Here is a 19,093-nt window from a genome sequence, read left to right as displayed (position 1 = left end):
AGCTTCCGGCGAAAGGAACTGCCCCAGAGGACATCTGCATGAAAGACCTGCAAAAACCCGTCGCGAACCTAGGCAAGTTTCAAGACGCTTACGTGACGGCAGATGGTCAGCAACGCGCCTCTGTGCCGCTCAGCCGCCCGGAAACCCTGTGGTTCAACACCGGCACGCTGTGCAATATCGAATGCAGCAACTGCTATATCCTGAGCTCCCCCACCAACGATGCGCTGGTCTATCTGACCGAGGCCGAGGTGCAAGGCTATCTGGATCAGATTGCGGAGCGCAGCTGGCCGGTCCGGGAAATCGGGTTCACCGGCGGCGAACCCTTCATGAACCCCGAGATGACCGGCATGGCCCGCGCCGCGCTGGAGCGCGGTTTTGAGGTGCTCATCCTGACCAACGCCATGCGCCCGATGATGCGCAAGACAGTGAAAGCCGGACTGTTGGACCTGCATGAGCAATTTGCCGGCAAGCTGACCCTGCGGATCTCCGTCGACCACCACAGCGCCGAACTGCACGACAAGGAACGCGGCAGCGGCAGCTTTGCCAAGACCATCGAAGGCATGGAATGGCTGCGCGACAATGGCTTCCGGATGGCCGTGGCCGGCCGCACCGTCTGGTCGGAAAGCGAAGCGCAGGCCCGCGCCGGGTATGCCGCACTGTTTGCCGCGCATGGCTTTGCCATCGACGCGCAGGATCCGGGCCAGACAGTGCTGTTCCCGGAGATGGACGAAACCGTGGAAGTTCCCGAAATCACAAGTGCTTGCTGGGGTATCCTTAACAAGTCGCCGGACAGCGTCATGTGCGCCTCGTCGCGGATGGTGGTCAAGCGCAAAGGCGCAGAGACACCCGCCGTTCTGGCCTGCACGCTGCTGCCCTACGCGCCTGAGTTCGAATTGGGCACGACCCTGGCCGAGGCCGAGCATCCGGTGCAGCTGAACCACCCCCATTGCGCCAAGTTCTGTGTCCTTGGGGGGGCCAGCTGCTCCTCCTGAGGGGTCTTCAGTACTCCCAGTCGCCGGTGGTGAAATTGGCGGCGCTCAACGTCACGTCGGTGGTGAAGTCCACCAGCACGTTATCTCCGTAATACAGCTTGTTCTCGGCGTTGCTCATGTACAGCCGGTCTTCGCTGGCGTTCTCCCACTCCGACCTGTCAAAGGTCACGTCAGTGTTGCGGGAGATGGTTCCGCCGGCTTCGTCAGCGTCAAACACGAACACATCGTCCTGGGCCGAGAAATCATCCAGAACCGCAACCGTGGAATAGGCGTCCAGCTCGATGAACAGCTCGTCCTTGCCCGCCCCGGTCGAAATCGTGTCGGCCGCATTGCTGAAGCTCCCGGTCAGAACGTAGATGTCATCGTCCCCCCCGCCCGATTTCAGACGCTCTGAGTGCATCCCTTCCAGAACGATCGTATCGGCGCCGCCACCGGTACGGATGTTCGCAGTCAAGCCGTCGGGATAGGAGATGGTGGTTCCGTTGATGACCACCGTGTCATTACCTTTGCCGGTGGAGACGCGAACGCTAGCGGTGACGTTCCAGAAACCGTTGAACTCAAAATAGTCGTTGCCTGCACCAGTGTTCACACGCAGATCGCTGACGTTCTTGACGGTGGAGTATTCAACATGGTCGTTCCCGGCCAGGGTCTTGACCGTGACGCGCGCGTCCTCCGCCGCTTCCCGCTGGCGGATGTCCAGCGTGTCATCCTGCCGGCCGGAGCGGATAACGAAATCCCCGTCGCCGGTGCTGGTGCCCAAATCAATGCCGTAATCCCAATGTTCGACCGACCGCACGCTTGTCGCAATCTGCGACAGATCCAGGGTGAAGCCGCCGGTAATCTGCACGTCGATCTGCGAAGAAACGGTGTCATACCCGGCCCCGCCATGAAAGCTGAGCTGGCTGTAATCGCGCAGCGTGCTGTCCGCCGTCAGGTCGAAATTGAGCGAACTGATCTTATCATCGCCGGCGCCGCCGAAAAACCGGTCCGACAGATCGGGATACACATAGGTGCCATTGTCATAATGATAGATCGAAAACGTGTCGTCACCATCCCGGCCATACAGGCTCTCGCGGATGGTTGACGTGGCCACCAGTGCGTTCTCGAACTGGTTTCCCAAAATATATGTGCGCATGAATTCCTGCCGTATTGCCTGCTTATTGACTGCCCGCCACCGTCTGGCGCTGTCCGGCGCTGCCATGCGGCACCAGACTTTTTAACACGCATAGGAGTAAGGCCGCGCTTTGGTTCCCGCAATAGCCAAGGAACAGCCCGGCGGTTCGGGGGCTTGCCTGTTGCCTTCCGGACAGGATGGCCTAGTGGATCTGGAATTCCCCGACCACGTTGCGCCATTCGCCGGGGCTGATCATTTTGCGGTGATTGAACCGCACCGAATGCAGCGGCCCCTCAATCTCGCGCTGCCAGAATTCGATGAACTCAAACAGCCGCGGGTGGTCCGGCGCAAGGTCGTACTGCTGCCAGACAAACGTGTTCAGGACATGGATATGGTCCGGCATATGATAGGTGAATTCCGCTGTGGTCAGCCCGTATCCTTTCAGCATCAGCTCGGTTTCGCTGGTCTCCATTTTCAGCCTCCAATCTTTGCCCCCTCTTGTTGATGCTAGGCTGGAAATGGTTAATTTCCCCAAAAACAGTGCGTTACCATCGCGTGAACGGACTGATTGCGGCTTTCCGGGCTGTTTGCTTGCGCCGCATATACGGTATCTGATAGGGTGCGAACACAATATATAGAGCCATAAGAAAGAGCGGGCAGCCAACGTGAGCGATACGCCGGAAACTCCTGAAAATATGGAAGAAAACATGCCGGAACGCCCGGCATATGATGGGCCGACCGTTTCCATCGAAGCCGAGATGCGCAACTCCTATCTCGACTATGCGATGTCGGTCATTGTCAGCCGTGCCATCCCGGACCTGCGGGACGGCCTGAAACCGGTTCACCGCCGCATTCTCTATGCGATGCACGAATCCGGCAACACCCATGACAAGGCCTACCGCAAGTCGGCCCGTCCCGTGGGCGACGTGATGGGTAAATACCACCCGCACGGCGACTCTGCGATCTATGACGCGCTGGTGCGGATGGCGCAGGACTTCTCGATGTCGCTGCCGCTTCTGGACGGCCAGGGCAACTTCGGCTCGATGGACGGCGACAACCCGGCGGCCATGCGCTACACCGAGGTCCGCATGGACAAGCCCGCCGCGGCGATCCTGGCGGACATCGAGAAAGAGACCGTCGATTTCCAGGACAACTACGACGGCAAGGACCGCGAGCCGACCGTGCTCCCGGCCCGTTTCCCGAACATGCTGGTCAACGGCGCCGGCGGTATCGCGGTTGGCATGGCCACCAACATCCCGCCGCACAACCTGGGCGAAGTGGTCGATGCAACCCTGGCGCTGATCGAGGACCCGGACCTGACCAGCGAGCAGCTGATCGACTACATCCCCGGCCCCGACTTCCCGACCGGCGCGCTGATGCTGGGCCGCTCCGGCGCGCGCAAGGCGTACCTGGAGGGCCGCGGCAGCGTGATCATCCGCGCCAAGACCCGCGTGGAGGAGATCCGCAAGGACCGCTATGCCATTGTCGTGGACGAGATTCCCTATCAGGTGAACAAGGCCGCGATGATCGAAAAGATCGCCGAGCAGGTCCGCGAGAAAAAGATCGAGGGCGTCTCCCACGTTCAGGATGAATCCGACCGCAACGGCGTGCGGGTGGTGGTCGAGCTGAAGCGCGACGCGACGCCCGAAGTGGTGCTGAACCAGCTTTACCGTTTCTCCCCGATGCAGACCTCGTTCGGCTGCAACATGCTGGCGCTGAACGGCGGCCGGCCGGAGCAGCTGACGCTGCGCAGGTTTCTGACCTCCTTCATTGATTTCCGGGAGGATGTTGTCGCCCGCCGCACCGCGCACCTGCTGCGCAAAGCGCGTGAGCGCAGCCACATCCTGTGCGGCCTGGCTGTTGCGGTCTCCAATGTCGATGAAATCGTGGCAACCATCCGCTCTTCGGCGGACGCGGCAGAAGCGCGCGAAAAACTGATGACCCGGCGCTGGCCGGCCGCCGAGATTGCGGACTACATCCGCCTGATCGACGACCCGACCCACAAGATGAACGACGACGGTACCTATAACCTGTCCGAGACCCAGGCCCGTGCCATCCTGGAACTGCGCCTGCAGCGTCTGACCCAGATCGGCGTCAAGGAAGTCACCGACGAACTGGAAGAACTGGCATCAAAGATCAAGGAATACCTTGAGATTCTGTCGTCGCGCGAACGCATTATGGGCATCATTTCGGACGAGCTGCGCGAGGTGCGCGACAACTTCGCCGTGCCGCGCCGCACCCAGATCGTCGACTGGTCCGGCGACATGGAGGACGAGGACCTGATCGAGCGCGAGGACATGGTGGTGACCGTGACCTCCGGCGGCTACATCAAGCGGACCCCGCTGGCCGACTTCCGCGCCCAGAAGCGCGGCGGAAAGGGCCTCAGCGGCATGCAGACCAAGGAAGAGGACGTGGTGACCACGCTGTTTGTGGCCAACACCCACACCCAGCTCCTGTTCTTCACCACTGACGGCATGGTCTACAAGCTCAAGACCTGGCGCCTGCCGCAGGGCGGCCGCACCTCCAAGGGCAAGGCGATCGTCAACATCCTGCCGATCCCGACCGGGGTGTCCATCGCCGCCATCATGCCGGTCGATGTGCCGGATGAGGAGTGGGAAAACCTGCAGGTGGTCTTTGCGACCTCCGGCGGCGACGTGCGCCGCAACCGGCTGTCCGACTTCACCAACGTCCGCCGCAACGGCAAGATCGCAATGAAACTGCCGGAAGACGGCTCCGTCAAACTGGTGAACGTGCGCATCTGCTCGGAAGATGACGATGTGATGCTGTTCACCAACTCGGGCCGCGCCATCCGCTTCCGCTCCACCGACGTGCGGGTGTTCAACTCGCGTGAATCCACCGGTGTCCGCGGCATCAGGCTGACCGGCGAGGACAGCGTGGTCTCCATGTCGGTGATCCGCCACTCCAAGTACACGCCGGAACAGCGCACCGCCTACCTCAAGATGCGCCGGGCGATGGCCGGTCTGACCGACGATGCGGAAACCACCGATGAGGACGCGCCCGAGGATCCGAACTTCTCGACTGAGCTTTATGCAGAGATGTCGGCGGCTGAGAACCTGATCCTGACCATCACCACCGGCGGCTCGGGCAAGCTGTCCTCGTCGCATGACTACCCGGTCCGCGGCCGCGGCGGCATGGGTGTCACCGCGATGGACAAGGCCATGCGCGGCGGTGAAATCGTCGCCTCCTTCCCGGTTGAGATGGACGACCAGATCATGCTGGCCACCTCCAAGGGACAGTCGATCCGGGTGCCGGTCGATGGCATCTCCTTCCGGTCGCGTTCGGCCGGCGGCGTGCGGGTGTTCAACACCGGCAAGGGCGAAGAAGTGGTCTCTGTCGCCTGGATTGCCGAGAACGGCGAGGAAGAGGACGGCGGCGAGGAATAAGCCCCGTCCGCCTTGAAACAATGAGCGCCGTCCTGTTGCCAGGGCGGCGTTCGCTTTGTTAACGGCCCCCTAACGGGTTTCTGGCATCCTTGCGGGCAAGTTCCGTTTTCTCAGCAAGGGGATGCCCCATGAACTTGTATCACTGCTCTATTGACCTGCATCACGAAGCCAAGGCGCTGAGCTTTGCCAGTGCGGTGGACCAGTGGATGAGTTATCTGCAGGAACGCGGCGTCGTGCTGGGCTGGCGGCTTCTGCGGCGCAAGCTGAATCTGGCCAGCGACAATTGCCGGGATTTTCTGCTGGAAATCGAATTCCGGGACATGACGCAGCTGGATCAGGCCTTCCGCGTTCTCGGCGAACACGACGAGGAAGTGGAAAAGCTCTATTCGCATGTCACGGCGCTGATCTCCGGTGCGGAGATCGGCCTCTACCGCCCCTTCCCGGACCCTGAGCGGGCCGAACGCATGGCGCTGATCTGAGGGCGGCCTCAGATCAGGTTTGGTGCCAGCACGAAGCTGGCAAAGATCAGGTAGGCTACGGCTGTATGCATAACTTTACTCTCTTACTCACATCCCCATGTGGCGCTGAGAATAAACGTGGAATGCGGCATTTCCGGGGCAGCTGAATTTCCGCTGCCCCGGATAGGGGTTAGGCCGAAACCCGGCGTGCTTCAGAGGTCGTAGAGCAGGCTGAACTTTTCTTCGAGGTAGGCCAGCAGCGGGGCATGGCCCGGCTCCATGCCGGAAGCATGGACGATGGTCTCGCGCGGACTGCGCAAGCCGCCGTGCTGCTGCAGGTTCTCCTTCAGCCATCCGGTCGCGCCTTCGGTATTGCCCTCGGCCAGCTGTGCATCCAGGCCCGGCACATCCCGGCGCAGCGCCTGGTACAGGCAGCCGGCATAGACATTGCCCAGGCTGTACGTCGGGAAATAGCCGAACAGACCCACCGACCAGTGCACATCCTGCAAACAGCCGTGCGAAGGTTTGTCGACGGCATAGCCGAAATCCGCCTCGAACCGGTCGTTCCAGGCGGCTTCCAGATCCTTCACCGCCAGGTCGCCGCTCATCAGCGCGCGCTCCAGGCCGAACCGCATCATGATATGGAGGTTGTATTGCAGCTCATCCGCTTCCGTCCGGATATAGCCCTTATGCACCGCGTTGACGGCCGCATAGAAGGCGTCCGCATCGGCAATCCCGAAATCGCCAAAGGCCGCTTTCATCTCCTGGAACAGCCAGCCGGTGAACGCCCGGCTGCGGCCGATCTGGTTCTCATAAATCCGGCTTTGGCTTTCATGCACGCCCATCGAAACGCCGCTGCCCAGCGGGGTCAGCAGATAATCACGGCTGATATTCTGCTCATAGGCGCCGTGGCCGACCTCATGGATGGTCGAATAAAAGCAGTTGAACGGGTCGGTCCCGCTGGTCCGGGTGGTGATCCGCACATCCAGCCCGGAGCCGGAGCTGAACGGGTGCACCGCCTTATCGACCCGGCCATGCGCCATGTCATAGCCGAAGACCCTGGCAATCTTGCGGGTGAGCTTCATCTGCGCGGCTTCGTCGAAGGTTCCCGCCAGCCCCTTTGGCGCGGGCTTGTCCAGCACCTTGGCACGCAGCTCCACCAGGCCGGGGCGCATGGCGTCAAATATCTCCGCGATCCCGGCGCCGGTCATGCCGGGCTCGTAATCCTCGACCATGGCGTCATAGACGTCGCCGCCAGCTGCCAGCGCCTGGCCTTCCTCGCGCTTCAGGGCAACAACTTCCTCCAGCACCGGCAGAAAGGCGGCAACATCCTCATCCACGCGCGCAGCAGCCCATTTGCCCTGCGCCTCGGAGGTGACCTGGGCGATCTTCTTGGCCAGATCGGCGGGCACCTTGACGGTGCGTTCATAGCTGCGGCGGATCTCGCGCAGCTGGGCTTCACCAGCCTCATCCGGGGCAACCGCCTGCTCCAGCCACTCCGCCACCCGCGGGTCGGAGCGGCGGGCATGCAGCACCGCCTCGATCGCGGCCATTTCCTCGCCCCGCTGCGGCGCGGCCCCGCGCGGCATCACGGTTTCCTGATCCCAGCCCAGACGGCCCGCAATCTGCCCCAGCGCCTGGGTTTCGCGCTGGAAGGCCATCAGTTCGTTAAATGCGCTCATGGGTCAGTGATCCTTGATCGAGGTTGCAATGGGATAGGACGACAGGAAGCGGGCGCGCAGGATCAGCACCCAGACGCCGATCGCCACCAGCTGATGCGTGATCGCGGCGTGCAGCGGCGCGGCATAGACCACGGTGATGATCCCCAGCAGCACCTGCACGGACAACGCCGCAAAAACGGCGTTAAAGGCAAAGCGGGTGCGCGCATGGGCAGAGCTGCGCCCGCGCAGCCAGGCCACCACGGCAAAGGCAAACAGCAGATAGCCCGCCACCCGGTGGATGAACTGCACCAGCCCCGGGTTTTCAAAGAAGTTCTTCCACAGGGGCTCGATCATAAAGGGGTTCGGCGGGATCACCTGCCCGCCCATCAGCGGCCAGTCGGTATAGGAACGGCCCGCGTCAATGCCCGCCACCAGCGCCCCCAGCAGGATCTGCAGGAAGGCAAAATGCATCAGGCCGGTGGACAGGCCGAACAGCTTCGCCTCCTTGGCGCGGCGCGCCTGCATCAGCTCGCGCTCCTCGCGGCCCAGCATCAGCACGTACCAGGCGATGAAACCGAGGATCACAAAGGCCAGCCCCAGGTGCACCGCCAGCCGGTAGGAGGCCACCGCAGTCATCCCCTCGCCCTGGGTGACGCCAGAGGCCACCATCCACCAGCCGATGGCGCCCTGAAAGCCGCCCAGAAGGCCAGGCAGCAGCAGCCGGCCGATCCAGCCCGCCGGGATCTTGCGGGCCGCAAGGAAGCCAAGGAAGCCAACCGCCCAGACCAGGCCAATGAAACGGCCCAGCTGGCGGTGGCCCCATTCCCACCAGTAGATCTCTTTGAAATCAGACAGTTCCATCCACTGATTCTGGATGCGCCACTGGTCGATTTCCTTGTACTTGTCGAATTCAGCCTGCCATTCCGTTTCGGACATCGGCGGGATGGCTCCCGTCACGGGGCGCCATTCGGTAATCGACAGGCCAGAGTCTGTGAGCCGCGTCAGCCCGCCCACCACGATCATTGCAACCACAAGCGCAAACAGCACCATCAGCCAGGCGCGGATCGCCTTGCGGGCGCCGCCGCGGCCGCGGTCGATCAGTCCGGGCTGCGCCGCGGGCGCGTCTGTCTTTTCGCCCTCGACCTCTTCGAAAATGCTGCGCTTGCTCATGCTTGCCTCTTTGTCTGTGGTGCCAAGCTAGGGGCGGGAAATCTAAAGGTCCAGAGCGGCTTATTCGCCGCCCCGATCTTTCCAGCGGACCATCTGCCGCATGATCCCGTGCAGCATCTGCACGTCGGAGCGGGTCATCCGCATCCGGGACCACAGGTTGCGCAGGTTGGTCTTCATGCCTTCGGCCTTCTCCGGCGGATAGAAGAAGCCCGCTTCGTCCAAACGCTCCTCGTAGTGCTCCACCAGTTTCTCGACCTCGACGCCGGTGGCCCAGTCGCCCTTGCGGCCCAGGTCGGTGGTTTCATGCACCACATCGCCGGACTGGCGCATCCACTCATAGCCGGTCAGCAGAACGCATTGGCCCAGGTTCAGGGAGGCATAGAGCGGGTTCACCGGCACCGAGATGATGGCGTTGGCCTTGGCGATATCCTCGTTTTCCAGGCCCGCGCGCTCAGGCCCGAACATCACCGCGACCTTCTCGCCCGCCGCGATCTTCTCCGCCGCGATCTGCATGGCGCGCTCGGGGCTGTAGACCGGCTTGGTCAGGCCGCGCTGGCGGGCGGTGGTGGCGAACACATAGGTGCAGTCGCCCAGCGCCTCGGGCACATCCGCGCACAGCTGCGCCTCGTCCAGCAGACGGCCCGCGCCGGAGGACATCGCCACCGCCTTGGGGTTCGGCCAGCCGTCGCGCGGCGCCACGATGCGCATCCGGTCCAGCCCGAAGTTCCACATCGCCCGCGCCGCAGCACCGATATTCTCGCCCATCTGCGGGCGGACAAGGACAAAGGCGGGCTGGGGCGTATCGGTGGGCATCGTGTTCTCCGGCAAAATCGGCACTGCTGTACTGCCCGCGCGGCGGCGGGGCAAGGTCCAGCGCGGGTTTGGGGCGCAATAACCGGGTCTTCACCGCCGCAAATCCTTGCGTCCGGCGGCAAATCGGCTAAACACCGTCCAATCGCCTGAACAATGGAGCACCGCCATGGGAAGCCCTGCTGACGCACCGGAGCAGCCGCAGATCTACCTGATCTCCCCGCCGAGTTTCGAGCTGGGCAAATTCCCTGTTCTGCTGGCGCGGGTTCTGGATGAGGTCGACGTCGCCTGCGTGCGCCTGGATCTGGCCAGCCGTGATCAGGACACCCTCAGCCGCGCGGGCGATGCCCTGCGGGAGGTCACCATGGAGCGTGACGTGGCGCTGGTGATCTCGGACCATCAGATTTTGGCGGAACGGCTGGGGCTGGACGGCGTGCATTTGACCGATGCATCGAAGTCTGTGCGGGCCGCGCGCAAGGCGCTGGGGCCGGATGCGATTGTCGGCTGTTTCTGCGGCGCCTCCCAGCACGACGGCATGGTGGCCGGCGAGGCGGGCGCGGATTACGTGAGCTTTGGCCCCGTGGGCACATCCGGCCTGGGCGACGGCGCGCGGGCAGAGGCCGATCTGTTCGAATGGTGGTCGAAAATGATCGAGGTTCCGGTGGTGGCCGAGGGCGGGCTGACCGAGGATCTGGTGCGCGGCATCGCCCCCTATACCGACTTCTTTGGCATCGGGGATGAGATCTGGCACGCGGAAGATCCTCTGGCGGCGCTCAAGACGCTGATGCGGGCGATGGGCTGACGCCTTGGCGGGCAGTTAAGTTATAGGAACACCCGCTCCACAAACCAGTAGCCGCCGATCATTGCTATGGTGACAGAGGCCGGGATTGCCACCCGGCCGCGGTACTTGGGATGCCGCCCGAACCACAGGCGCACGCCCAGATAGGCGGCCGCGATTACGGCAAGCTGGCCCAGCTCTACCCCAACATTGAACCCGATCAGCGCGGGCAGAAACTGGTTTGCCGGCAGGCCGAACGCCCCCAGCACAGAGGCAAAGCCCAGACCGTGCAGCAGGCCGAAGCCGAAGATCACGAATGTGCGCCAGCTGTGCAGCTTGCGGGCAAAGATGTTCTCAACCGCGACAAAGACAATCGACAGCGCAATCAGCGGTTCGACGATGGCGGCGCTGACAGACACCATGCCCAGCGCGCCCAGCGCCAGGGTGATGGTATGGGCAACGGTAAACACGCTGACCTGCAGCAGCAGCGGCTTTAACCGCGGGCTGAGGAAAAACAGCCCCAGCACAAACAGGATGTGGTCCAGCCCCTTGGGCAGGATGTGGGTAAAGCCGACGGGGATGTATTCCATGAAGGCCTCGACCGGCGTCTTGGCTGCACCGCCCCCCAGCGGGATCGGCGGCGACGTCTCTCCTCCCTGCAGGTAGCCGGTGTAGGGTTCCGCCACCCCGTTCTGCCGCAGCACCACCCCGCCGGACCCCGCAGGCCAGGCTATGCGCAGGCTTTGGGCCTGCGGAGGGGTTTCACCGCCGAACACCAGAACTGAGGCGCGCGGCAGGCTGGCGTCGCCCACCTCCGGGATTGTGATCCGGGTAACGCTCAGTTCCACCGGGCCGCCGGCAAGCAGGGAAAAGGTCTCCAGCCATTCTTCGGCAAAGAGCTGCACCATCGGTTCCAGCTCTTCTGCGCCCAGCGCGCGCAGTTCGTCGTAATCGGCGGCTTGCGCGGTCTGGTTCGTATCCGCCAGCCCGTCCAGATTGATGCCCGCGACGAAGGCCTCGGCGTTCAGCCGCACCTGCAGGGTGATCCGCCCGTCCTCGATGGTGAAATCGGCAATTGCCGGGGTGACCTCATGTGCGCGGGCGCTTGCCGCAGCTATTGCAACCCAGCAGAGCAGCAGCGCAAATAGGATCCGCAGCCAATGAAAGCCGCGACCGACAGCCAAGGATCCGTTCATGCAATACCGCCTGTTCTGCTCAATTCTCTGTTCCGGGCTGGTCTTTGGGGCCATGCCGGTATTATCCCACGAGTTTTGGATCGAGCCGGAGAAATATCAAGAGGTTTCCGGGGCCCCTGTGGTGGCAAGGCTGCACAACGGCCAGGCCTTCAACGGCGCCGAGCAACCTTATCTGGATCACCGGATCGCCCGGTTTGAGGTGATGCAGGGCGGAGCCGCCGCGCCGTACCAGGGGCGCATGGGAGACATGCCCGCCTTTAGCGCAGAAATGGCGCAAGACGGGCTGGCGGTGCTGATCCACCAAACGCAGCCGCAAACGCTGACCTATGACACCTGGGAGGACTTTCAGGCTTTCATCGACCATAAGGCGTTTGGGGATATCCGTACCCGGCACCAGGACCGCGGGCTTCCGGATGCGGGCTTCAGCGAGCAATACACCCGCTACGCCAAATCTCTGGTGGCGATTGGAGACGGCCGCGGGTCGGATGCCGCCACCGGGCTTGAGACTGAGATCATCGCCTTGGCCAACCCCTATACCGACAGCCTGGACGAGGGGCTGCCGGTCCGGGTGCTTTATCAGGGAAAGCCGCGGCCCCAGGCCCAGGTCGAGGTGTTTGCCAAGGCCCCGGATGGCAGCGTTGCTGTCACAACCCGGCTGACGGATGCGAAGGGTGAGACCGTTGTTAGCGTGGCGCCCGGGCACAGCTATCTGCTGGACGCCGTTGTCTTGCGCCCTGCCCCGGACGGCGAAGATTACGTATGGGAAAGCCTGTGGGCCGCCCTGACCTTTGCGGTGCCTGCGCGGTGAAGCCGCTTGCAGAGGTGCGGCAAAGGCGGCAATAGGTCGATATGACACAAGCCTCCGCCTCACAGCCCCCCGCCATTCTGTGCATCGGGTCGGTCCTTTGGGACATCATCGGCCGCTGCACCACGGAAATGCAGCGCGGCTCGGATATGCCCGGCCGCATCACCCGCCTGCCCGGCGGGGTTGCCATGAACATCGCCATGACGCTGGCCCGGTTCGGCGTCCAGCCCGCACTGCTGACCGCCGTCGGCCGCGACCCGGAAGGCGACGAGCTGATCCACGCCTGCGGCCATTTCGGGCTGATCACCGACCATATCTACCGCTCCGAGGACCTGCCCACCGACCGTTACATGGCGGTGGAGGGCGCCAACGGGCTGATCGCCGCCATTGCCGACGCGCATTCGCTGGAGGCCGCGGGCGACAAGATCCTGCGGCCGCTGTCGGACGGCTCGCTCGGCACCGACGATGCGCCCTACCAGGGCCAGGTGGCGCTGGACGGCAACCTGACCCTGTCGCTCTTGGATGACATCGTTGCCAGCCCGGCCTTTGCCAAGGCCGACCTGCGCGTCGCGCCTGCCTCGCCGGGCAAGGCGGAACGGCTGCGCCCGTTCCTGACCCGCACCCGCGGCACGCTTTACGTGAACCTGGAAGAGGCCGGCATCCTGTGCCAGGCGGAGTTCACGGACAGCGAAACCGCGGCACAGGCAATGCTCGACCGCGGCGCAGCACGGGTGCTGGTCACCGATGGCGGCTCCTCTGCCACCGTGGCGGACGCCAAGGGCACCATCACCCTGCACCCGCCCCGCGTAACGGTCGCCCGGGTGACCGGCGCAGGCGATACCTTCATGGCCGCCCATATCGTTGCCGAGGCACGGGGCGAAGACCGCAAAACCGCATTGGCCTCAGCCCTCAAGGCTGCGGCAACCTATGTTTCAGGAGAACCCCCGCTGTGATCGACATTCAGTATTCGTCCGAGGTCCAGGCTGCCAAGGCTGAAGGCCATGCCATTGTAGCGCTGGAAAGCACCATTATCACTCACGGCATGCCCTATCCGCAAAACGTCGAGGTTGCGGCGCAGGTGGAGCAGGACATCCGCGATGCCGGCGCCGTGCCCGCCACCATGGCGGTGATCGGGGGCGTGCTGCATGTGGGACTGGAGCCCGATCAGCTGCAATCGCTGGGCCAGGCCACAGGCGTTGCCAAGATCTCCCGCGCGGATATGCCCGCCTGTATCGCCACCGGCGGCACCGGCGCGACCACGGTTGCGGCGACCATGATTGCGGCGCGGCTGGCAGGCATTTCCGTTTTTGCCACCGGCGGCATCGGCGGCGTTCATAAAGGCGCCGAAACCTCTTTTGACATCTCCGCCGACCTGATGGAGCTGGCGCAGACCCCTGTGACAGTGGTGGCCGCAGGCGCCAAGGCGATCCTGGACCTGCCCAAGACGCTGGAAGTGCTGGAAACCCAGGGCGTGCCGGTGATTGCTTACGGTCAGGACAGCTTCCCGGCCTTCTGGTCTGCCCAATCGGACCTGAAGGCGCCGCTGCGCATGGATGCGCCGGAGGAGATCGCCCGCGCCCACGCCACCCGTCAGGCGATGGGCCTGCCGGGCGGCCAGCTGGTGGCCAACCCGATCCCGGCAGACGACCAGATCGCTGCCGAAGATCTGGCGCCGGTGATCGCTCAGGCCCAATCCGAAGCCGACGCCGAAGGCATTGCCGGCAAGGATGTGACCCCCTTCCTGCTGGCCCGCATTTTCGAGCTGACAGAGGGCCGCTCGCTCACCGCGAACATCGCCCTGGTGCGCAACAATGCCCGCTTGGCGGCAAAGATCGCACAGGAACTCAACAAACTGCCGCAATGAGATGAATTCGGGGGCGGAAACCATTGCTCCGCCCCCGAACAGTGCATAGGTTCCATTCGGAATTTCAGAAAAAGCAGACCTATGACAACGCCTTTCGACGATGAACCTCACCGCCGCCGCGGACTGTTTGCCAGTCTGCGCGCCTCCTTTTTTACCGGGATTGTCGTCATCGCCCCGGTGGGGCTGACCATCTGGCTCTTGTGGTCGGTGATGGGCTGGATCGACAGCGTGGTGCTGCCGCTGGTGCCAACCACTTTCCGGCCCGAGCAGTACATCGGCATCAACCTGCGCGGTGTCGGGCTGATTATCTTTCTGCTGTTCACGATCGTGGTCGGCTGGATCGCCAAGGGCATCCTCGGGCGCTCGCTGATCAGCTTTGCTGAAAGCCTGGTGGACCGGATGCCGGTGGTGCGCACCGTCTATTCGGGCATCAAGCAAATCTCCGAAACCGTCTTTGCCCAATCGGAACGCAGTTTCGAAAAGGCCTGCCTGGTGCAATACCCGCGCAAGGGCATCTGGGCGATCGGTTTTATTTCCACCACCGCCAAGGGTGAGATTGCCAAACGGGCCGAAACCAGCGGCGGGCTGGTGAGCGTCTTCCTCCCGACCACCCCGAACCCGACCTCGGGCTTCCTGCTGTTCGTGCCCGAGGAAGACGTGATCGAGCTCGACATGTCGGTGGAAGATTCCGCCAAGCTGGTGATCTCGGCGGGCCTGGTTTATCCGAACCCCAAGGATCCCGCGAAACCGCTGGACAACGGTAAGAAGACCAAGGCGCTCGAAAAAGAAAACGCCTAGCCGAACATCGCAGGCAAATTGGCAGAAGACTGCACCCCGAGGTTTTCCCGGTCGCGGGCCAAAAACTCCTCTGCCGCGTCCCGCCCCGCCTGTTTCAGCCGCGCCAGGATCTGCGGCACCGGGATCAGCTTGGTTGTGACCGACAGCTGGGTCATCAAGGCGTCGTCCGCGATCATGTGAACCCGCACCTGTTTCATCCGCCCCGGCTGCAGCGTGCCGTCCGCCAGCAGCCGCTGGACAAAGCTGATGGCCCGCAGCTCCCGCAGCAGCGAGGAGTTGAAGCTGATCTCATTCACCCGGTTGCGGATCTGCTGCGGCGTCCTCGGGATGTCCTCACGCTCCAGCGGGTTGATGTTCACGACGACCACATCCCCCGGCAGCGGCTCCCGGAACAACGGAAACAGGGCCGGGTTGCCGGTATAGCCGCCGTCCCAATAGGCTTCCATGCGGCCGGTTTCCGGATCTTCGATCTCCACGGCCTGGAACATATCCGGCAGGCAGGCGGAGGCCAGGATTGCGTCCGTGCTGATCTCCTGCCCTTCAAAGATGCGGATCTTGCCGGTGCGAACGCAGGTCGCGCAAACAAACAGCTCCGGACCGTCGTTTGCGCAGACTTCAGAATAGTTGAAGGCTTCCACCACCTCGCGCAGCGGGTTCTGGTAGAACGGCCCATAGTGATAGGGGGAAATCGCCTGGCTCAGGGTCTCCATCGGGGAAAACGGCATGGCGGCCTCCCAGGCGCCAGCCCAGGCAACCGCGTCAAACCGGGTCAGCCAATGGGCAAACCGCATATCCCCCACGGCCCCCATGCGCCGCCACAAGCCGTCCAGCGCCTCCTTGGCGCCCAGGCGGCCGCCATGCACCATGCCAGCCTTAAAGGCAGCCCCGTTGAGCGCACCGGCAGAGGTGCCGGTGATCCCGGCGACCTCGATCCCCTCATCCTCCAGCAGGCGGTCCAGCACCCCCCAGGTAAACGCCCCATGCGCGCCGCCGCCCTGCAAGGCCAGATTAATTCTAACAGTCATGTCCTGATCCGCCTCTTCATCTGGCCGGAAATATCCCGGGGGTGCGTTGCCCCCCAAGGGGCAAGAGGGGGCTGGCCCCCTCCCGCCCTGGCTTTGGCCGTTACAGCGCGGTCCAGCCGCCGTCGACGCTGATCGCGGTGCCGGTGATCTGCGCCGCCGCGTCCGAGCACAGGAACACAGCGGTGCCGCCCAACTGCTCCACGGTGGCAAACTCGCGGCTCGGCTGGCGCTCCAGCATCACCTTCTTGATCACCTCTTCCCGGCCCATGTTGTATTTCTCCATGGTGTCGGGGATCTGCGCCTCCACCAGCGGCGTCAGCACATAACCCGGACAGATCGCGTTGCAGGTGATCGGCTCCTCCGCGGTTTCCAGCGCCACGGTCTTGGTCATGCCCACCACGCCATGCTTGGCCGCCACATAGGCCGATTTATAGGGAGAGGCGGTCAGCCCGTGCGCCGAGGCGATATTGACGATCCGCCCCCAGCCTGCCGCCCGCATCCCGGGCAGGGCTGCGGCCATGGTGTGGAAGTTCGAGGTCATGTTGATGGCGATGATCGCGTCCCACTTGTCCTGCGGGAACTCATCAATCGGCGAGACATGCTGGATGCCTGCGTTGTTGATCAGGATATCGCAGGCGCCGGCCTTTTCAACCAGCGCCCGGCAGTCGGCGCCCTTGGACATGTCGGCCTGAATGTACTGAGCCTTGACGCTGAATTCACGGGCCAGCTCTGCTGCCAGCGCGTGGTCCTCCTCCCGGTCGGTGAAGGAATTCAGCACCACGTTGGCCCCTGCCCGCGCCATTTCGCGTGCAACCCCCAGGCCAATGCCTGAATTCGATCCGGTGACGACGGCAGTCTTCCCTTGCAAGGACATCAGTTTCTCCGCTTTGACTCAATCAAACTGCCGCCACTGTGCCATGCTGCAGATGCAAAGGGAACGCGTAAGACTACGGAGCCGCCCGGCGGAACGCAGGGGCAATTGAGGTCAGCGCAGAAGCAAAACACCGCAAGAAAAAAACGCCCGCACAAGGCGGGCGTTAGTTATTGAGGCAGGTTTCATACAGGCAAGAAACCTATCGAGCAGTGATCTCTTTATAAGCAATTTCCGGCTTTCGTCCAAGCTAAAAGTTTGAAAAGACGAAAAAGCGCACGTAGCGTGCAGAGGCAAGAAAATAAGGGCAGAGCGGGATTGTTGTGAAACTGCGAAAAGAAAATTTCCTGAATCTTCGCATGGCGCTGGCTGGAATCACCTTGGCATTTGCCGCGAATTCCGCCCACGCAGAATCGGCACATGGCATAGCTATGTACGGGGACCCCGCCCTGCCACCGGATTTTGTGTCTTTGCCCTATGCCAACCCCGACGCCCCCAAGGGCGGCAAGGTTGTCTTCGGCAACACCGGCGGCTTTGACTCGCTGAACCCGTTCACCCTGAAAGGCACCTCTCCGTGGCAGCTGAGGTTCTGGAGTTACGAAAGCCTGATGGGCCGTTCGTGGGACGAGCCGTTCACCCTTTACGGCCTTCTGGCCGAATCGGTGGAGACACCTGAAGACCGCTCCTGGGTGGAATTCACCCTGCGGGAGGAGGCGCGATTCTCCGATGGCAGCCCGGTCACCATCGAGGATGTGATCTGGTCCTACGAAACTCTGGGCACCCGCGGGCACCCCCGCTACCGCGGGTTCTGGACCAAGGTGGACCGCATTGAACAGACCGGCCCGCGCAGCCTGCGCCTGACCTTCAATGTTGAGGACCGCGAGCTAGCCCTGATCGCCGGCATGCGGCCGATCCTGAAAAAGGCGCAGTGGGAGGGCAAGGAGTTCGGCACGGACGAAGTCAACGGCGCGCCCATCGGCACCGGCGCCTATGTGGTCAGCGCCTATGAGCCGGGCCGCTTTGTCACCCTGCGCCGCAACCCGGACTATTGGGGCAAGGACTTGCCCCTGCAGCGCGGCACCCGGAATTTCGACGAATTGCGCATCGACTTTTTCGGCGACCAGACCGTTCTGTTCGAAGCCTTCAAGGCCGGCGAGTTGAGCGCGCTGCGCGAGTTCAATGCCGACAAATGGGACAGCGCCTACAGCTTCCCGGCGGTCACCCGCGGCGATGTGGTCAAAAGCGAGATCCCGCATCAGCGCCCCTCCGGCATGACCGGGCTGGTGATGAATACCCGCCGCGCGCCGCTGGACGACTGGCGCGTGCGCGAGGCGCTGCTGCTGGCTTTTAATTTCGAATACATCAACGGCACCGTGACCGGCGGCGTGCAGCCGCGGATCACCTCCTATTTCTCTGGCTCTGCGCTGGGAATGCAGCCGGGGGCGGCCAGCGGCAAGGTCCGGGCGCTGCTGGAGCCGTTCGCGGGCAGCCTGCTGCCCGGCACACTGGAAGGCTATGCGCTGCCCCAGGGCGACAGCAGCAAACGAAACCGCAGTAACCTGCGCAAAGCCATGAAATTGCTGGAAGATGCGGGCTGGACTGTGACCGATGGCGTGCTGCGCAACAGGGATGGACGGGCGCTGGACCTGACCGTCCTGATCCGCCAGGGTGACGGCGAGATGAAGACGGTGACGGAAATCTATGCCCGCGCGCTGGAACGCCTTGGCATTGCCCTGACCGCCGAAACCGTCGACAACGCGCAATATGTCGAACGCGAAAACGCCTATGACTTCGACCTCACCCGCTACCGCCGGGAGCTGTCGCTGAGCCCCGGCAACGAGCAGCGTTACTACTGGGGCAGCGACGGCGTGACCCAGCCCGGCAGCCGCAACCTGATGGGGATGGACAGCCCCGCTGCCGAAGCGATGATCGACGCGATGCTGACCGCCAAGGCGCCCGAGGAATTCACCGCCGCCGTGCGGGCGCTGGACCGGGTCCTGACCGCGGGGCGTTACGTGATCCCGTTCTGGAGCTTCGATGTGGGGCGGATCGCCCATATCAAAGAGATGCGCTATCCGGACAAGCTACCGGTCTATGGCGACCGCACCGGTTTCATGCCGGAAGTCTGGTGGTACGAGGCCGACTGA

17 protein-coding genes are annotated in these 19,093 nt (G+C 63.3%); 9 read left to right on the top strand and 8 right to left on the bottom strand.

Annotated features, from left to right (window positions below; genetic code table 11):
- Positions 1–38 precede the first annotated feature (38 nt).
- A complete protein-coding gene (locus CAER_RS0122820; protein ID WP_027237542.1) occupies positions 39–992 on the top strand; it encodes a radical SAM protein in 954 nt (317 codons plus the stop codon).
- Between the two features lie 7 nt (positions 993–999).
- Here CAER_RS0122820 and CAER_RS0122815 read toward each other — a convergent pair whose 3' ends face one another.
- Both CAER_RS0122815 and CAER_RS0122810 read right to left on the bottom strand, forming a co-directional pair.
- The gene (locus CAER_RS0122815) at positions 1,000–2,127 is read right to left on the bottom strand and encodes a hypothetical protein (RefSeq protein WP_027237541.1); all 1,128 of its coding nucleotides are present in this window, start codon (positions 2,125–2,127) and stop codon (positions 1,000–1,002) included.
- Between the two features lie 181 nt (positions 2,128–2,308).
- Positions 2,309–2,578 carry an usg protein gene (locus tag CAER_RS0122810; protein WP_027237540.1) on the bottom strand — a complete coding sequence of 90 codons (270 nt, stop codon included), beginning with the start codon at positions 2,576–2,578 and terminating at the stop codon, positions 2,309–2,311.
- A gap of 223 nt (positions 2,579–2,801) precedes the next feature.
- Here CAER_RS0122810 and gyrA point away from each other — a divergent pair, with 223 nt between their 5' ends.
- Positions 2,802–5,510 carry a DNA gyrase subunit A gene (gyrA, locus tag CAER_RS0122805; RefSeq protein ID WP_036797538.1) on the top strand — a complete coding sequence of 903 codons (2,709 nt, stop codon included), beginning with the start codon at positions 2,802–2,804 and terminating at the stop codon, positions 5,508–5,510.
- Between the two features lie 128 nt (positions 5,511–5,638).
- Positions 5,639–5,989, top strand: coding sequence for a DUF6614 family protein (locus CAER_RS0122800; protein ID WP_027237538.1), 351 nt, complete (start codon positions 5,639–5,641; stop codon positions 5,987–5,989).
- 191 nt (positions 5,990–6,180) lie between these two features.
- Here the strand turns inward: CAER_RS0122800 and CAER_RS0122795 are convergent, their stop codons facing one another.
- From CAER_RS0122795 to CAER_RS0122785, 3 genes are read right to left on the bottom strand one after another with little or no spacing between them, the layout of a single operon-like run.
- The gene (locus tag CAER_RS0122795) at positions 6,181–7,650 is read right to left on the bottom strand and encodes a carboxypeptidase M32 (protein WP_027237537.1); all 1,470 of its coding nucleotides are present in this window, start codon (positions 7,648–7,650) and stop codon (positions 6,181–6,183) included.
- Between the two features lie 3 nt (positions 7,651–7,653).
- On the bottom strand, positions 7,654–8,799 hold the full coding sequence (ctaA, locus tag CAER_RS0122790; RefSeq protein ID WP_027237536.1) for a heme A synthase: 1,146 nt from the start codon (positions 8,797–8,799) through the stop codon (positions 7,654–7,656).
- A gap of 60 nt (positions 8,800–8,859) precedes the next feature.
- Positions 8,860–9,612 carry an RNA methyltransferase gene (locus CAER_RS0122785; protein ID WP_027237535.1) on the bottom strand — a complete coding sequence of 251 codons (753 nt, stop codon included), beginning with the start codon at positions 9,610–9,612 and terminating at the stop codon, positions 8,860–8,862.
- A gap of 166 nt (positions 9,613–9,778) precedes the next feature.
- Between CAER_RS0122785 and CAER_RS0122780 the strand changes: the two genes are divergently transcribed.
- Positions 9,779–10,411: a thiamine phosphate synthase gene (locus tag CAER_RS0122780; RefSeq protein ID WP_027237534.1), complete on the top strand. Its 633-nt coding sequence runs from the start codon at positions 9,779–9,781 to the stop codon at positions 10,409–10,411.
- Between the two features lie 20 nt (positions 10,412–10,431).
- On the opposite strand, the gene CAER_RS0122775 is transcribed toward CAER_RS0122780, so the two are convergent.
- Complete coding sequence (locus CAER_RS0122775; protein ID WP_027237533.1) at positions 10,432–11,583, bottom strand: HupE/UreJ family protein; 1,152 nt, start codon at positions 11,581–11,583, stop codon at positions 10,432–10,434.
- Here CAER_RS0122775 and CAER_RS0122770 point away from each other — a divergent pair.
- From CAER_RS0122770 to CAER_RS0122755, 4 genes are all read left to right on the top strand, one after another.
- Positions 11,582–12,391: a DUF4198 domain-containing protein gene (locus tag CAER_RS0122770; protein ID WP_036797535.1), complete on the top strand. Its 810-nt coding sequence runs from the start codon at positions 11,582–11,584 to the stop codon at positions 12,389–12,391. The genes CAER_RS0122775 and CAER_RS0122770 overlap by 2 nt on opposite strands.
- Positions 12,392–12,432: 41 nt before the next feature.
- A complete protein-coding gene (locus CAER_RS0122765) occupies positions 12,433–13,341 on the top strand; it encodes a PfkB family carbohydrate kinase (protein WP_027237531.1) in 909 nt (302 codons plus the stop codon).
- Positions 13,338–14,252, top strand: a complete 915-nt coding sequence (locus tag CAER_RS0122760; protein ID WP_027237530.1) for a pseudouridine-5'-phosphate glycosidase — start codon at positions 13,338–13,340, stop codon at positions 14,250–14,252. The genes CAER_RS0122765 and CAER_RS0122760 overlap by 4 nt, the downstream gene beginning before the upstream one ends.
- Before the next feature lie 81 nt (positions 14,253–14,333).
- Positions 14,334–15,050: a DUF502 domain-containing protein gene (locus CAER_RS0122755; RefSeq protein ID WP_027237529.1), complete on the top strand. Its 717-nt coding sequence runs from the start codon at positions 14,334–14,336 to the stop codon at positions 15,048–15,050.
- Here the strand turns inward: CAER_RS0122755 and CAER_RS0122750 are convergent.
- Positions 15,047–16,075: a patatin-like phospholipase family protein gene (locus tag CAER_RS0122750; protein WP_027237528.1), complete on the bottom strand. Its 1,029-nt coding sequence runs from the start codon at positions 16,073–16,075 to the stop codon at positions 15,047–15,049. The genes CAER_RS0122755 and CAER_RS0122750 overlap by 4 nt on opposite strands.
- Before the next feature lie 100 nt (positions 16,076–16,175).
- Positions 16,176–16,949, bottom strand: coding sequence for a 3-hydroxybutyrate dehydrogenase (locus CAER_RS0122745; protein WP_027237527.1), 774 nt, complete (start codon positions 16,947–16,949; stop codon positions 16,176–16,178).
- A 356-nt stretch (positions 16,950–17,305) separates the two neighbouring features.
- Between CAER_RS0122745 and CAER_RS0122740 the strand changes: the two genes are divergently transcribed.
- Entirely contained in the window at positions 17,306–19,093 is a 1,788-nt protein-coding gene (locus CAER_RS0122740) for an extracellular solute-binding protein (RefSeq protein WP_245597396.1), read from the top strand.

Origin of the sequence: Leisingera caerulea DSM 24564, assembly GCF_000473325.1 — a bacterium.
GTDB lineage: Bacteria > Pseudomonadota > Alphaproteobacteria > Rhodobacterales > Rhodobacteraceae > Leisingera > Leisingera caerulea.
Note: the sequence above shows the minus strand (reverse complement) of the source record. Positions and strands in the feature narration are given on the sequence as shown.